Raw genomic sequence first — 15721 nt, 5'->3', positions numbered from 1 at the left:
GAATATGTATGATTATTATTTGTGATCATACGGTGTTCATAAAGCCCCTGCAACGCAACCGGATTGCACGTCCTCTGACGCCCGGGTTCCCAGGCGTTACACCAGACCGAGGATGGGTCTGTCGGCACTTGGTGCCATCTCTACTTCTTACTGTTCAGTTTGATAAGGCGGGAAACTTCCATGATGGAACTCACTCCAGATACGTTTTCGAAACGGTCTGCCACCGATTACGAAGCGCATATCTGGCTCTTGCAGCAGCAATATCCCGATCGCATTCTCAAGCACTTGAGTGCCTGGCAACTCGACGCGGATACCGATCCCGCAAGGCTGGAGTCAGCACTCCAGGCGGTGATCGAATCAATCCCCGAGCTGAATGCCCGCTACCAGTTCAACGATGACGGCGAAGTCGACAAGGTCCAGGCGCGCGACTGGCAAGCGTGCATCGAGCGCATTCAGGTGACTGGCGACGCCAGCCACTACCTGCTCCCCGAACAAACCGCGCCGTGGGACGCGGAGCACCAACCGCCGTTCAAGGCGCTGATCATGCAAACGCCGGATGCGCCCATCCTGGCGCTGGTCCTTCACCCGATTCTTGACCAGACCTGTCAGGCGAACGACCTGTACCGCAAAATCATGCACACCACTGATACACCACTGCCTTGGCTGCACCGCCAGGCGGACATCGGCGAGAACGCCGCCCAAACCGAAACACCTGAAGTTGCAGCCATTATCCTCGCCGAGTTCCGCGAAGCCCTGGCGGAACCGGGCATGCTGGCGACGGATGACTTCTTCGACTTTGGCGGCCACTCGCTGCTGGCCACCCGCATCATCGGCAAGCTGTTGAGCAGCCACGGCATCGAAGTCCAGTTCAACGATTTCTTCAGCGCACCCTCGGCAACCGCTTTGGCGGCACGCGCCCAGGTCATCGTGAGAAACGCTACGCCAACGACCACCACCGGCTCCCCACAAGACGTACAAAAAGCACCGTTTGCACTGGCCCAGGCGTCCCTCGGACGCGCTTACGCCGCCTTCGAATTCGGCACGATCTTCAACCTGCCGTTTGCCATGGAGTTTCTCGACACGGTAGACGAAGCGCTGTTCGAGCAGGCATTCCATGACCTGCTTGAGCGTCATGCCAGCCTGCGCAGCACCTTCCACTTCGAGGGTGGCGAGGCATACCAGCAAATCGTGCCAACCACGCAGCTATCGCAGTTCAAGTGGTTCTGGCCGAGCCGCGAAAGCCAGGGTGTCACCCTGCAAGGCGAAGCCACCTACCAGTTCGATCTGACCCGCGAATTGCCGCTGCGGGTGCGCTTCATTCAGGACACGCAACATCAACGCCAAACCTTGTCGCTGCTCGTCCATCACATGGCCATTGATGAATGGTCGCTCAACGTGATGATGGAGGAACTGGCCCAGGCTTACCTGGCCCGTGCGGCTGACAAAGCGCCAGTCTGGAAAAGCCCGGCACCGTCCTTCCATGAGTTCGCCGTGCGCCAGCAAGCCGCCGGGATCAACCAGAAGCACCTCGACTACTGGACCAGCATGCTGCGCGATGCCACCCGTGGCCTGACGCTGCCCTCCTCCGAGGCACAGCCCGCACAAGTATCGACCAAGGCCCAGTGGTTCGAGATCAAGCCCACCCAAGGCACAACCGACCACCTGTACGCCTTCGCCCGGCAGAACAACGCTTCATTGTTCGGCGTGGTCTATTCGGCAATCGTGCTCTCCCTGCACAAGCTCGGGGATTTGAAAGACCTGGTAGTGGGCACGTCGGCTTCCGGTCGCACAGACCCCGCGTATTACGACACGGTCGGCTACTTCACCACCATGGTCGCGCACCGCGTGCAATTCGATGCCCGACAAGCCGTCGGCGCCATGATCGAAAACGTCAGCCGTTTGATCAACGACTCGATGGCCTACGCCGATGTGCCGATGGAGCAGATTCAACAGGCACTAGGCATGACGCCAGCGGATGGACTGCTGTTCGACGTGTACATCCAGATTCACGCCAACAACGCCTTGAACGGCGCCCTGAGCACACCGGATAACGGCGCGATCCGCTACCGCCAGATCGACCCGGACAAGAACCAGTCGATGTTCGGTATTCAGTTCGAGATCATGGAAAACACGCTCGACGGCAAACGCGCATTGCGCCTGGTGATCACCTACCGTTCGGATCGCTACAGCGCAGAGCAAATGGCCCGCATGAGCGCCACGATTGAACAGATGTTCGCGCTGTTTGCGACACCTGGCGCCGATGTCATCACCCTGGACCACATCCGCGTCTGACCCAACAGGGCCTTGGTAACACCAAGGCCCTGCCTTTCACGCACTAAACCTCATGCATGCCATAACGCTGGAACGACGAGCGTTTGGGCAGGCGGTAGTGCGGGCAACCGAGCAGTTGATTGGCAATGCTCGCATTACGAATCGCAGCAACGCCCAGGTCCGGCGAGCCCACGCCATGCTGGAAGATCTCTGCGTTCTGCACAAAGATACGCCCTGCCCCGCCATCACAGCGGCGTGCGGTGAAGTCGTCCTCCACAAGGCAGTCACCGTGCTCATCGGTTTCCAGCACCGTGCCCTTGAGCCGCTCAAACCACTGCGGCCAGGCATGCCCGTAGCCCGTCGCGGCCACAATCGCGTCCGCCTCCAGGCTGCTGGTCTGGCCCAGTTCACGATGCCGATAGGCAATACGCAGCGTACCGGCGACGTCCTCGACCGTCTCGACTTCACAGTTCGACAGCAACGTCAGGCCCGGATCACTGCCGCCGATGGAGCGCTCATAGATCAAGTCGTAGATAGCGGCGATAGTGGAAAAACTGATGCCCTTGTACAACAAGCCCTGCTTGGCCACGACCTCACGACGGCGTTCACGCGGGAGGCTGTGGAAGTACTCCATGTAGGACGGCGTAAAGCACTCCTGCCCCAGCTTGGAGTACTCCATCGGATGGAAACCCGCCGAGCGGGTGATCCAGCGGATCGAGGCGCCTGCGGCAATCCGCTCGGGGGTCAGCTCATTGAACAACGCGAGCACGCACTCGGCGGCACTCTGGCCAGAGCCAATCACGGTGACACGCCGACATTCCGACAACTGCGCCTGGCGCTTGCCAAACTCGGCCGAATGCATGATGGGTGCCGTGCTTTTCACCTGAGCCCATTGCGGCAATATCGGCGTAGTGCCGATGCCTACCGCCAGGTTTCGGCTGGAATAGTAGCGTTTGAAGCCGGACACAGACTGGCTTTCAATCAGGAACTTCCCGGCTCCCGCGTCGTAAGTCACATCACAAATATCCTCGCCGAAGTGGCACGTCGGCAACTGCTGCGAAGCCCAACGACAATAGTGGTCATACTCGCGGCGCGGCACCTGGAAGTTCTCGTAGTAATAGAACTGGTACAGGCGATCGTGCTGGTGTAGGTAGTTCAGATAGCTCAGTTCGTGGGTCGGGTCGGCCATCGTCACCAGGTCCGCCAGAAACGGCACTTGCAACGTGGTGCCCGGCAGGAGCAACCCTTCATGCCAACGAAACTCGGCTTTGCGATCCAGGAAAAGACTGGTCACGCCGGAATGTTTGGACAATAAAGCGGCCAGCCCGAGGTTAAAGGGCCCGATGCCAACACCGGCGATATCTACAGTGGGTAAATCCGTCATCCAATCTGTCTCCCTGGGTATTGCTATGTGGTTATGCGGTGGCGAGCAATCGCTCGACATCTTGTGCGTTACGGCAACGCAGTAATTGTCCGGGGGAAAGCGTCACCGCAAGTTCCTCTTGGAACCGCGCAGCGATGGCTTTCAAATGCTGGGGCCGCAGGCCCAGACTGATGAAGTCGACCGAGGCATTGGCGCAGTCCTGCGGCGGCCTGCCCAACACACTCAGGTAGATCGCCAAGACCTTGTTGCCCTGCGTTTCAACGACCTCTTCGGCAGGCTCCAGCAACAAGCAGCGAGCACGCGGGCGATCAGGCTTGCCGTTTTGCGACAACGGCAGCGCCTCCACCGCCAGGAATCGCGTGGGCACATGGGATTGCGGCAAGTGCTCGCGGGCGAACTGGCGCAACGCGGCGGCGGTCAAGGGGGCGGCGTCTTCGGCACTCACGTACAGCGCACCGATGTTAACCTCGCCCTGGCGCTGTTCGCCGTAGTCCACCACCAGCACGTGCCTGACCGCAGGATGCTTGATCAACTCGATCTCGATGTCGGGCAGCGATACGCGCACACCGCGCACCTTCACGTAGCCATTCACGCGGCTGTCGAACATCAACGTGCCGTCGCGGCGATAGCGCCCGCAGTCACCGGTACGAAATGCACGTACGACCTGGTCATGCTCGTCGGTGACACTGATGAATTCGGTTTGCGCCAGCGCGCCGTTTTCCAGGTAGCCCAGGGCCAGATTGACGCCTGCCGTATGGATGCGGCCGACAACGCCTGCTGGGCAATGCGCTCCCTCGGCGTCGAGAACCAGATAGCGGTTGCCCGGCAACGGTCGCCCGTAGGGAATTTGCAGTTGGTCATCGGCAGTGATGTCGTGCCAGATGCTCCAGATCGTGGTTTCCGTCGGCCCACCCAGGGAAATCAGACGGGACGATGGCAGCAGCCCACGCAACTCGGCGATCACGCCCGGCTTGATGTAGTCGCCGCCCTGGGCGATCAGGCGCAGGCTGGCCAAGTCATGTTCACCACGACACGACAGCAGCATTTCCAGAATAGCCGGCACGGAACACCACAGCGTCACACGGTGCCTGGCGATCAACTGATTCCAACGCACCGCGTCCTTTTCCTCGCCGACGCCAGGCAGTACCAGGGTGGCGCCGGCCGTCAGGCAGCCGAGCACATCGAATACCGACATGTCGTGGTGCAGCGGGGTTACCGACATGAACACGTCGTTCTGGCTCACGCGCCAGTGTGACAAGGTGCTGCCGATGACATTGGCCGTGGCGCGATTGCACAGCACCACACACTTGGGCTTGCCGGTGGTGCCCGAGGTGTAGAGGTAATACGCCGGCGCTTCGCTCAGTGAGCGATCATCCAGCATGGGCGCGCTGGTTTGCGGCCCGGTCAGCAACTCGTCCGGTGTGGCATGGACCTGCTCGACCCTCTCGCCTGGGCTGATGACTACCAGATCTGGTCGGCAGTTTTCCAGCAAATACTGCCGACGCTCGTCCGGCGCCGAGGCATCGATTGGCACCCAGATCACGCCCGTCAAAGCACAGGCCAAGGTCAGCGTGGTGTGCTCCGGACTGCGAGGCAGGCAGATGGCGACCACTTGGCCCGGCCCGATGCCACGGGCCTTGAACGCCGCAATGACACGCGACACACCCTCGCCCAGCTCGGTGTAGCTGATCTGCCGTTCACCGCTGATCAGGGCGATCCGCTGGTTGCTGGGGTCGAACAGGTGCTTGGCGATTTGCGCCAGGAACCCTTCGGCATTGGCCTCGCTCGTCGGGCTATTGAGGCGATAGTGAGACGTGTCGATGATCGCGACGGTATCCATGGCGAACTCACCGCTGGCGCTGATCTGGCTGATGGCCTTTTCCAGCGCATCCAGGATGTCGTGAACCACCGCTGGGTCCAGAACCTCCCGTGCATAGTCGATATCCAGCACCAGTGCGCCCTCAGCGTTAGCCCAGAAGCGAATATCCATGGCCACCTGAGGCGTCTGGGTCAGGCCGCCTTGCAACTGCATGAGACTGTCCGCCGTCGACACCGGCCAGGAAAAACCATTGGTAATCACCACCGGCAACACCGGCCCAGGGCCGTGGGATTCGAACAGCAACCGGGCGAGGTCCACGCCCGAATAGGCCAGGTGTTGCAGCCCTTCCAGCACGTCCACTTGCAGCTTCGCCGCACGCTCCGCAAAGGTGCTGGGAGCCTCGTTTCGGTTGATCGCGATAAAGCTGGAACGGTTGGCAAATGCACCGCCCGTTTGCGGCGCAACCGGTACCGCCACGCACAAGTCACCTTCATCGAGCCAGTGGGACAGCACTTCCATCACCAGCGCCATCAGGGCGGAGTTCTTGAATAGCCGCTGCCGGGCGCCCAATTTGCAGAATGCGTTGAATACCGCCTTGGGCACTTGTCGGCTTTGGCGCTCGTAGCGCGATGCCCGTACTTGATCGAGCGGCACGCGCCATGGCAGGCGTGGTGCGCCCGTCACGTCGGTGAGCTTGGTCTTCCAGTAAACCGCGTCGGCCTTGCGTTGGCTGGTCTGATCCACCGAGGCAGGCGCAGCCTCGGCAGCGGGCTCATCGCCGGCCAGGCCGTCGAACAGCTCGACCAACAACGCAGCAATGGAGCGACCGTCGAGGATCAACGCATCCAGGCGCACGAACACCGTCAACTGGTCGTCGGGCAGGTGGAAGATTGTGACATTCCAAGGCGCACGGTCCAGCTCGAAGATGGCGTGGGCGTATGCCTCACGACGTCCATCGATGTGAGCCAGCGCTGCTTGCGACGACATCGATGTGAGGTCAACCTCCTCAAGATTGATACGAGCTTCATCGCTGACATGACTCACCAACTTGAGCGCATCCACCCGTGTGCGCAGGCTGTCATGGCGCTGCACCATGGCCGCCAGGCGACTGCGCAGCAACGTCGGGTCCATGGCCCCGTGATACTCACGAAACTCCTGCATGGCCACACCGCCAAGAGGCACTTGGGTGCCACGACCCAATAAGTACGCCTGCTGTAGGGATGACAGCGGTTTTTCGAGGGTGCGCGAAACACCGACGTTGAGCGTTTGATCGAACGCACGAGAATCGGCCGCCACTTCCTGCGTGATCGCCACAAAGCGGTCAAAGAACGTCGTTACCCACGGCAGTGGCAACGCATCAAGACGGATATCCCAATTGATCAGGATACCGCCATCGGCGCAGGCAATCTGTGCATCAAGCGCCACCTGCGGCCCTTGGGAGATGACCCAATTCATCGGGCCGAATACACGCCGCACGCGCGGCGAAAGCAAGTCGCCGCCGGGCATGTCCAGCGCGGCAGTAAAGACCACCGGCGCCAGCTGTGGCGTGCCCTGATGGCGGGACAGATCACGCATCACATTCACGCCCGGATAGGCGCAATGCTCAAGCAGGCCGACCATCTTTTTCGCCAGTTGCGCACACAGCGCGGCCGGCGTGGCGGCGGACTCGATGTCCACATCCAGAATCAACACATTGGCGAAGTCACCCACCACGCGCTCGACATGATCCACCAATGGCTGACGCCAGAACGTCGGTACATTGAGACGGAAACTACGGTCGCCGGTCTGCTCCCCGAGCGCCGCCGCAAACAGCCCCATCATCAAGGTCGACAGGGTAATCCTGCGTTCCCGTGCCACTTGTTCCAAGGCCTGGCGCTCGGCGGGACCCAGCCAGGTATGAAGTCGGTGGCTTTGCGCTTGCTCCGGCGGGTGCTCAAGCAATGGCAAGGTGGGTGCCGGGGCAACGTGCGCCAGGCGCTCACGCCACCAGGCACGGTCGCGATCACGGGCGGCCTTGAGTGCCGGGTCGACACGGGCCTTGTCGTACCAATCGAAGAAAGATGGCGTGTTCGGCAGCGTGTCATCGGGCTGCTCGTAAAGCCGGGCCAAGTCTTCCATCAGCGTGCGGAAACTGGATGGATCGATGGCGATCATGTCGGTATCGACATGCAGACGAAACCTATCATCCGCCAACAGGCTCACTGCAAACCGGGCACCCGGCTCATGGCCGAGGTCCAGTTGCTGATGTGTCCACGCCTCCCGTTTGGCTAGCAGGTGACGGGCGGCCTCCGGCTCGGTCATGGCGTGCAGGTCTTCGACTTCCAACTGAGGCGATTGGTCCATGGAAGCAATGGATTGCAGCCCTTGCGCATCCACCCGCATTCGCAGCATCGGATGCAGCAGGCTGGCCCGCCCAAGCGCTTCGCGTAACCGGTCCAGTTCAATGGAATGGCCATCGAACTCGGCATAAAGATGAGCCGAAACTCTCCCTAAAAAGGCATGAGCAGTACGCCCGATCCAACAGGCGGCTTGCATCGAAGTTAACTCTCTCATGGTCCACTCATGTGATTGACAAATCTAAATGATTAGCGTCACCTATTAAAAACGATAATGATTATATTTCAAGACAAAAATTTTTGACCACAAGCCACGGAGGCTTTCTGCAAATGAGAACGGGCACCCTTAGGACGAGCGACATGGATGAGGTGCAACAGCTGGATGCAACGCGGAGCTTTTCATTCACCTCCGGTGATCGCGAGCTAGCTGTCAGCGGCATGTTGCAACGCATCGAAACTCCGGCCATCGCCGGCGAAAACGCCAGCAGCCTGTTTCAAAAAGCCGTTTCGCACGCCTTCGAACAAGCGCGCAAAGCGGGCCAGGCCAACCCGATCATCGTCGGCGCCATCCCCTTCGATCCCGCTGAAGCGTCCTGCCTCTACATCCCCGAACACGCCGAGTGGCGCGCTCGCAGCGGTGCCGTGCAAACCGGTGCGGCCTCGATGCCGGAACTGCTTGAGCAAAAAAACATACCGGACGAGCAAGGCTTCAAGCGCACGGTCGAACACGCCATCGTCAACTTCCGCCACAGCGACGTGCGCAAGGCTGTGCTCTCGGTGCAGCGCGAATTGCTGTTTGCCCAAGATGTGGACGTGAGCGCCATGCAGAACAATCTGCGTGCCCAGAACCCCAGCGGCTACCACTTCCGCGTGCCTATGCCGGACGGCGCCACGCTGATCGGCGTCAGCCCCGAATTGCTGGTGCACAAGGACGGCCTGGACTTCGTGTCCAATCCCCTGGCCGGTTCGGCCAAGCGCATGGCTGACCCTGAAGCCGACCGGCGCAACGCCGACTGGCTGGCCGCCTCGGAAAAAGACCACTACGAACACCGCCTGGTGACCGAAGACATCGCCTCCCAGCTCGGCGAATTGTGCACACAACTGAACGTGCCGCAGCGCCCCAGCCTGATCAGCACGCCTGCGCTATGGCACCTCTCCACCCGTATCGAAGGCACCCTGGCCGACTCCAACATCTCGGCCCTGCAGCTGGCTTGCCGCTTGCACCCTACCCCTGCGGTCTGTGGTTTCCCGACCGAACGCGCCCGGCACCTGATCCGCTTCGTCGAGCACGTCGAGCGAGGCCTGTTCACCGGCATGGTCGGCTGGTGCGACGCCCAAGGTAACGGCGAATGGGTCGTGACCATCCGCTGCGGCACCATCAAGCGCAATAAGGTCCGCCTGTTCGCCGGCGCCGGCATCGTCGAAGCCTCAAGCCCCGACTCCGAATGGACAGAAGTCCAGACCAAGCTCGGCACCATGCTCCGTGCATGCGGCCTGGCCCACTAACTTCCCCATTTTTATCAGTGACCCCCATGACTCTAGAATTCACGCACTGGCCCCTCGACAGAGCACAACGCTATCGGGAAAACGGCTACTGGATCGATCAACCCCTCACCCACCTGCTCCAGGTCCGCAGCCAAGCACAGCCCCAGGCTTGCGCGATCATTTGCGGCGAGCGTCGCTTCAGTTACGGCGAGCTGGACCAACTGTCCTCCAACCTGGCCTCGCGCCTGGCCGCCAACGGGCTTGGCCACGGCGACACCGCGCTGGTGCAACTGCCCAACATCGCCGAGTTCTACATCGTGCTGTTCGCGCTGCTCAAGGCCGGCATCGTGCCGCTCAACGCGCTCTACAGCCATCGCAAACTGGAACTCAAGAGCTACGCCAAACAAATCACGCCGAGGCTGTTGATCGCCTCCCGTGAGCATGAAGTGTTCCGTGATGACGGCTACCTCGCCGACCTCAACGAAGTCGGCGCCAGCCCTCAGGTCACGCTGTTCCTCGGCGAACAGCACGCTCCCAACAACCTGGCCGCCTGGATCGAAAGCCCAAGCGACAGCCGCGTGGATTTCTCCCCCAGCGCACCGGATGAAGTTGCCCTCTTCCAGTTGTCCGGCGGCAGCACCGGTACACCCAAGCTCATCCCTCGCACCCACAACGACTACCACTACAACGCCCGCACCAGTGCCGAAGTCTGCGGCCTGACCGCACAAACACGCTTCCTGTGCGCCCTGCCGGCAGCGCATAACTTCCTGCTCAGCTCGCCGGGCGCTCTAGGCGTGTTGTACGCGGGCGGCACCATCATCATGGCGCCGAGCCCAGAACCGCAGACCTGCTTCGCCATGATCCAGCGCCACGAAGTCAACACCGTCGCCCTGGTGCCCAGTGCTGTCGCGTTGTGGCTGCAGGCCGCGCCGGAGCACACCGAGCAACTGCAATCGCTTGAATACCTCCAGGTCGGCGGCGCCGTGTTCGCTGACTCGCTGGCCCGCCAGGTGCCCGGGGTGCTCGGCTGCAAACTGCAGCAGGTGTTCGGCATGGCCGAGGGCCTGATCAACTACACCCGCCTGGATGACACCGACGAGCAAATCTTCACCACCCAAGGCCGCCCGATCAGCCCGGGGGACGAAATCAAAATTGTCGATGAACAAGGTGTGCCCGTAGCAAACGGCGAGCCCGGCATGTTGGCTACCCGCGGCCCCTACACCTTCTGCGGCTACTACAAGAGCCCCGAACAGAACGCCCAAGCCTTCGATAACGAGGGTTACTACTACTCCGGTGACCTGGTGCAAATGACGCCCAGCGGTGACCTGCGCGTCGTCGGCCGGGTCAAGGACCAGATCAACCGGGGTGGCGAAAAAGTCGCTTCCGAAGAGATCGAAAACCTCATCGTGTTGCACCCCGACGTCACCCACGCCGGACTGGTCGCCATGCCCGACGCCGCACTGGGGGAAAAGAGCTGCGCCTTCGTCGTCTCGCGCAACCCCAACCTCAAGCCGCCCGCCCTGCGCCGCCACCTGATGGAACTGGGCATCGCCGAATACAAACTGCCCGACCGTATCCGGCTGATCGACACCATGCCGCTCACCGCCGTGGGCAAGATCGACAAAAAACAGCTGCGCCAACTGCTGACGGCGGAAACCACCCGCGCCTGGCTGAAAACCCGCGTGTTGCAATTGATCGAAGACGGTGAAGAACTGGACCCCGAGGAAAACCTGATTTTCTACGGCCTCGACTCCCTGCAAGTGATGAAGCTCGCCGCCGAACTCAAGGAACGTGGAATCGCCGTCACCTTTGAAGAACTGGCCGACTCGCCCACGCTCGCCAGCTGGTGGTCGTTGGTGGACACGCGGCAAAAAGCGGCCTGACCGGGCCGCTTCGCCCAGTCGATTTAAAAGGAGTTAGAGATGACTTTATCCACGGCCGACCAAAGCAGGCTTGAACACTTCTGGCAGCACTGCCTGACTCATCAGTACTTCAACATCGGCTACCCCGAATCCGCCGATTTCGATTACTCCCAGTTGCACCGCTTCCTGCAGTTTTCGATAAACAACTGCGGGGACTGGAACGAGTACAGCAACTATGTGCTGAACTCGTTCGACTTCGAAAAGGACGTAATGACGTACTTCTCCGAGTTGTTCGACATTGCACTCGAAGACAGCTGGGGCTACGTCACCAATGGCGGCACCGAAGGCAATATGTTCGGCTGCTACCTGGCCCGCGAATTGTTCCCCGACGGCACCCTGTATTACTCCAAGGACACCCACTACTCGGTGGCCAAGATCGTCAAGCTGCTGCGCATCAAATGCCGTGCCGTCGAATCCCTGCCCAACGGCGAGATCGACTACGACGACCTGATGCTCAAGATCGCCGCCGACCAGGAGCGTCACCCGATCATTTTCGCCAATATCGGCACGACGATGCGTGGCGCGGTGGACAACATCGCGACCATCCAACAACGGCTGCAACTGGCAGGTATTGCCCGGCGCGACTACTACCTGCATGCCGACGCGGCGCTGAGCGGGATGATCCTGCCCTTCGTCGACCACCCGCAACCCTTCACATTCGCCGATGGCATCGACTCGATCTGCGTGTCCGGGCACAAGATGATTGGTTCGCCGATCCCGTGCGGCATCGTGGTGGCCAAGCGCAAGAACGTGGCGCGCATCTCCGTGGAAGTCGACTACATCCTGGCCCATGACAAAACCATCAGCGGCTCACGCAATGGCCACACGCCGCTGATGATGTGGGCGGCACTGCGCAGCCACTCGTTCGCCGACTGGCGCCAGCGTATCCGCCACTGCCTGGACCAGGCGCAATATGCCGTGGATCGCTTCCAGGCAGCCGGCATCGATGCATGGCGCAACGAGAACTCCATCACCGTGGTGTTTCCCTGCCCGTCAGAACGCATCGCGAAAAAGTATTGCCTGGCCACCTCCGGCGACACCGCGCACTTGATCACCACGCCCCATCATCACGACAACTGCATGATCGATGCCTTGATCGACGAGGTCATCGCCGAGCGCGACACCGACGCCTGGGGCATTGGTGCCACCCGAGCCCATCAAGGCACTCACGAACGGCCCCCCACCGCTGCCCGGCTGGCATGCCCACGATTCGACGTCATCTGAAACCGAACCTTTTATTAGAGACAAACACCATGTCGTCACTGAAAACACCCGAGGCGTGCGAAAGCCTCACCGACATCCGCGCCGGCATCGACTTTTTCGACCGCCAGATCCTGGAGTCACTGCAACAACGCTTGGGTTACGTGAAGGCCGCCGTGCGCTTCAAGGCCAACGAACAAGCGATCCCCGCGCCGGAACGGGTTGCGGCGATGCTGCAGGACCGCCGCGAGTGGGCCGTCGACGCTGGATTCGATGTGGATTTTGTGGAAAAACTCTACGAGCACATCATTTACTGGAACATCCAACAGCAGATTTCACATTGGCAGGCGCTTTATCCAGAGCGAAGCACCGAAAAAGCCCGCTAAAGCGCCGAAAGCCCCGTCCATTCAAGTCCATCCGCCAGGCTGGACTTGAAACCCACCTTTCCCCCCCTCACCCAATCCTGTCGAATACTTGCCTGATCCTCTGAATTTACCGACTAGCGGATAGTTAGCCCTTGCGCCGTGGTCTAGAGTTCGACAATGAGCGGCCAGCGCAAATCTTATTAAAAAAAGGCCGCACCTACCGTAGATCAGCAGGTGAGCCATGGAATTACGCATAAACCAAAAGGCCTATCAAGTCGAGGCCGACGCCGACACGCCCCTTTTGTGGGTCATCCGCGATGACCTGGGGCTGACCGGCACCAAATACGGTTGTGGCCTGGCGCAGTGCGGCGCGTGCTCCGTGCTGGTGGACGGTATCGTGGTGCGCTCGTGCGTCACACCGGTGGCAGGCGTGGTCGGTCGCGAGATCACCACCATCGAGGCCGTTGAGAACGATGATGTGGGCAAGCGCGTGGTCGCGGCCTGGGTCGAACATCAAGTGGCGCAATGCGGTTACTGCCAATCCGGGCAGGTGATGGCGGCCACCGCGCTGCTCAAGCACACTCCGGCCCCCACTCAAGCGCAGATCGATGCGGCGATGGTCAACCTGTGTCGCTGCGGTACGTATAACGCGATCCATACTGCCATGAATGATTTGGCGAAGGAGGTCGTGTGATGAACATCTCTGACGAAAGCCTCGACCTGCCCCTGGGCGATCCGGTCAACCTGTCCCGCCGCCGCTTTCTCGCCAGCACCGCCGTGGGCGCACTGGTCATTGGTTTTGGCCTGCCGTTGGGCACGTCCAGGGCATTGGCCGCCACCGCCAACGCCGCCGAACGTGGCACCCAGGTGCCGGCGTTCCTGGAAATCCGCCCGGACGGCAGCATCCACCTGCGCAGTCCGTTCATGGAGGGCGGGCAAGGCACCCACACCGCCATGGCGCAGATTGTCGGTGAAGAGCTGGATGCCGATCCTGCCACCTTCGTGGTGGAGGCCGCACCGCCCGGGGAAGCCTATGTGGTGATGGAAAACGGTTTGCGCATCACCGGCGGCAGCATGTCGATACGCATGAGCTACCCGACCATGCGCCGTCTCGGCGCCCTGGCTCGCGCCATGCTATTGCAGGCCGGTGCCGAGCAGCTTGGCGTACCCGTGACCCAACTGACCACACAGCCCGGCCGCGTGGTTCACACCGCCTCTGGCCGCTCGGTGGGTTACGGCGAGCTGGCCGGGCGCGCCCTGGACATGCCGGTGCCCGACCCGGCCACGATCACCCTGCGTGACCCGAGCCAGTTCCGCTGGATCGGCAAGCCGGTGAAACGCCTGGATGCCTACGACAAATCCACCGGCAAGGCGCAGTACTGCATCGACATCAAAGTCGACAACATGCTCCACGCCGCCGTACAGCATGCGCCACGCCTGGGCATGACCGTGGGCAGCCTGCGCAACCAGGCGCAAGTCGAAGCCATGAAGGGTGTGCACTCGGTCCATCAACTGCCTGGCGCGGTGGCGGTGGTGGCTGAACGCTGGTGGCATGCCAAGCGTGCCGTCGAGGCCATCCAGGTGGAATGGCTGGAAGCGGCGGCCGACTCTCCGTTGCGGGTAATGCCCGCGGATTTTTCCAGCGACAAACACCGTGACTTCCTCGCCGCCCAGCAAGGCCCGGCCCGTGACGACGAAAACGAAGGCGATGTGGCCGGCGCGCTGGCGAACGCCAAGACCAAGGTCGAAGCCACCTACCACAACCAATACCTGAACCATGCCCAACTGGAGCCGCCGTCGGCCCTGGCACGTTTCAACCCCGACGGCACGCTGGAGGTGTGGCTGCCCAACCAGGCGCCGGACATGTTCCGCGCCGATATCGCCAAGCGTACCGGGCTCGATCCGGCGAAGATCACGCTGCACTCGCCGCTGCTGGGCGGTTTTTTCGGGAGGCATTTCCTGTATGACTCGGCCAACCCGTACCCGCAGGCTATCGCCCTGGCCAAGGCGGTCGGTCGCCCGGTCAAGCTGATCTGGAGCCGTGAGGAAGAGTTCCTGCGCGATGTGCTGCGCCCGGTCGCCGTGGTCAAGTTCCGCGCCGCGCTGGACGACAAGGGCTTGCCGGTGGCCATCGAGGCGGTCAGCGCCACCGAAGGCCCGACCGAAGCCCTCAGCGGCAAACAGGGCGATAAAATCGACCCCACGGCCCTCGAAGGCTTGTCGGGCAAATCCTACGCAATCCCCAACAAACGCATCGCGCAGATCTACGTCAAAGGTTCACCCATGCTCGGCTACTGGCGTTCGGTGGGCAATTCGCTCAACGACTTCTTCTACGAAGGGTTCCTGGACGAGTTGGCCGACAAAGGCGGCCATGACCCCTACGAGCTGCGCCTGCACCTATTGCGCGATAACAAGCGACTGACCACCTTGTTGCAAGCGGTGGCAGAACTGTCCGGAGGCTGGAAGCGCGGGCCCTATACCGCAGAAGACGGCAGCCGACGCGCCCGTGGCGTGGCCATGGCCTCCCCGTTCGGCTCCCAGGCGGCAGTGGTGGCCGAAGTGTCGATTGAAAACGGCCAGGTCAAGGTGCATCACATCTGGGAAGCGATCGACCCGGGCAACGTCGTCAATCCGGCGATTGTTCAAGCCCAGGTCAGTGGCGCGGTAGCGTTGGGCTTGTCGCAAACCTTGGTGGAAGAGTCGGTATGGGTGGACGGTAAACCCCGGGCGCGCAATTACGACCTGTACCCGATCCTGCCGCCTTCACGCATGGCGCAAGTGCACGTACGGATCGTCGAGAGTGGCGAAAAAATGGGGGGCATCGGTGAACCGCCGCTGCCTGCAGTGGCGCCGGCCGTGGCCAACGCGGTGGCGCACCTGACCGGTCAGCGCATCCGCAGTCTGCCTTTGAGCCGATACACGTTCGCCTAACCGACAGG

Annotated in this window: 9 protein-coding genes; 7 read left to right on the top strand and 2 right to left on the bottom strand. The window is 61.4% G+C overall.

Features of this window, described 5'->3' with window-relative positions; all coding sequences use genetic code 11:
* The first annotated feature begins 180 nt into the window (after positions 1-180).
* Positions 181-2292 (top strand): condensation domain-containing protein, encoded by a 2112-nt coding sequence (locus tag AC07V4_RS20965; RefSeq protein ID WP_492638040.1) that lies wholly within the window; start codon positions 181-183, stop codon positions 2290-2292.
* Between the two features lie 43 nt (positions 2293-2335).
* Here AC07V4_RS20965 and basC read toward each other — a convergent pair whose 3' ends face one another.
* Together basC and AC07V4_RS20955 are read right to left on the bottom strand one after the other, a co-directional pair.
* Entirely contained in the window at positions 2336-3655 is a 1320-nt protein-coding gene (gene basC / locus AC07V4_RS20960) for a putative histamine N-monooxygenase (protein ID WP_492638041.1), read from the bottom strand.
* A gap of 31 nt (positions 3656-3686) precedes the next feature.
* The gene (locus AC07V4_RS20955) at positions 3687-8027 is read right to left on the bottom strand and encodes an amino acid adenylation domain-containing protein (protein WP_492638042.1); all 4341 of its coding nucleotides are present in this window, start codon (positions 8025-8027) and stop codon (positions 3687-3689) included.
* Between the two features lie 113 nt (positions 8028-8140).
* Between AC07V4_RS20955 and AC07V4_RS20950 the strand changes: the two genes are divergently transcribed.
* The 6 genes from AC07V4_RS20950 (at position 8141) to AC07V4_RS20925 (ending at position 15713) form a co-directional block, all read left to right on the top strand.
* Complete coding sequence (locus AC07V4_RS20950; RefSeq protein ID WP_492638043.1) at positions 8141-9316, top strand: isochorismate synthase; 1176 nt, start codon at positions 8141-8143, stop codon at positions 9314-9316.
* 26 nt (positions 9317-9342) lie between these two features.
* Positions 9343-11178 (top strand): (2,3-dihydroxybenzoyl)adenylate synthase, encoded by a 1836-nt coding sequence (locus AC07V4_RS20945; RefSeq protein ID WP_492638044.1) that lies wholly within the window; start codon positions 9343-9345, stop codon positions 11176-11178.
* Positions 11179-11217: 39 nt separating this feature from the next.
* The gene (locus AC07V4_RS20940) at positions 11218-12441 is read left to right on the top strand and encodes a histidine decarboxylase (RefSeq protein ID WP_492638045.1); all 1224 of its coding nucleotides are present in this window, start codon (positions 11218-11220) and stop codon (positions 12439-12441) included.
* Positions 12442-12470: 29 nt separating this feature from the next.
* A complete protein-coding gene (locus tag AC07V4_RS20935; RefSeq protein ID WP_492638046.1) occupies positions 12471-12803 on the top strand; it encodes an isochorismate lyase in 333 nt (110 codons plus the stop codon).
* A gap of 220 nt (positions 12804-13023) precedes the next feature.
* Positions 13024-13476: a (2Fe-2S)-binding protein gene (locus AC07V4_RS20930; RefSeq protein WP_431753001.1), complete on the top strand. Its 453-nt coding sequence runs from the start codon at positions 13024-13026 to the stop codon at positions 13474-13476.
* On the top strand, positions 13476-15713 hold the full coding sequence (locus tag AC07V4_RS20925; RefSeq protein ID WP_492638047.1) for a xanthine dehydrogenase family protein molybdopterin-binding subunit: 2238 nt from the start codon (positions 13476-13478) through the stop codon (positions 15711-15713). Before AC07V4_RS20930 ends, AC07V4_RS20925 begins: the two co-directional genes overlap by 1 nt.
* Positions 15714-15721 lie beyond the last annotated feature (8 nt).

Source organism: Pseudomonas sp. GW821-FHT03A09 (assembly GCF_059421065.1).
This window is presented reverse-complemented; position numbering and strand designations above follow the sequence as displayed.

Coding starts and splice junctions, on each gene's coding strand:
- AC07V4_RS20965 (WP_492638040.1), top strand. CDS start 181: ATGATGGAACTCACTCCAGATACGTTTTCGAAACGGTCTGCCACCGAT.
- basC (WP_492638041.1), bottom strand. CDS start 3,655: ATGACGGATTTACCCACTGTAGATATCGCCGGTGTTGGCATCGGGCCC.
- AC07V4_RS20955 (WP_492638042.1), bottom strand. CDS start 8,027: ATGAGAGAGTTAACTTCGATGCAAGCCGCCTGTTGGATCGGGCGTACT.
- AC07V4_RS20950 (WP_492638043.1), top strand. CDS start 8,141: ATGAGAACGGGCACCCTTAGGACGAGCGACATGGATGAGGTGCAACAG.
- AC07V4_RS20945 (WP_492638044.1), top strand. CDS start 9,343: ATGACTCTAGAATTCACGCACTGGCCCCTCGACAGAGCACAACGCTAT.
- AC07V4_RS20940 (WP_492638045.1), top strand. CDS start 11,218: ATGACTTTATCCACGGCCGACCAAAGCAGGCTTGAACACTTCTGGCAG.
- AC07V4_RS20935 (WP_492638046.1), top strand. CDS start 12,471: ATGTCGTCACTGAAAACACCCGAGGCGTGCGAAAGCCTCACCGACATC.
- AC07V4_RS20930 (WP_431753001.1), top strand. CDS start 13,024: ATGGAATTACGCATAAACCAAAAGGCCTATCAAGTCGAGGCCGACGCC.
- AC07V4_RS20925 (WP_492638047.1), top strand. CDS start 13,476: ATGAACATCTCTGACGAAAGCCTCGACCTGCCCCTGGGCGATCCGGTC.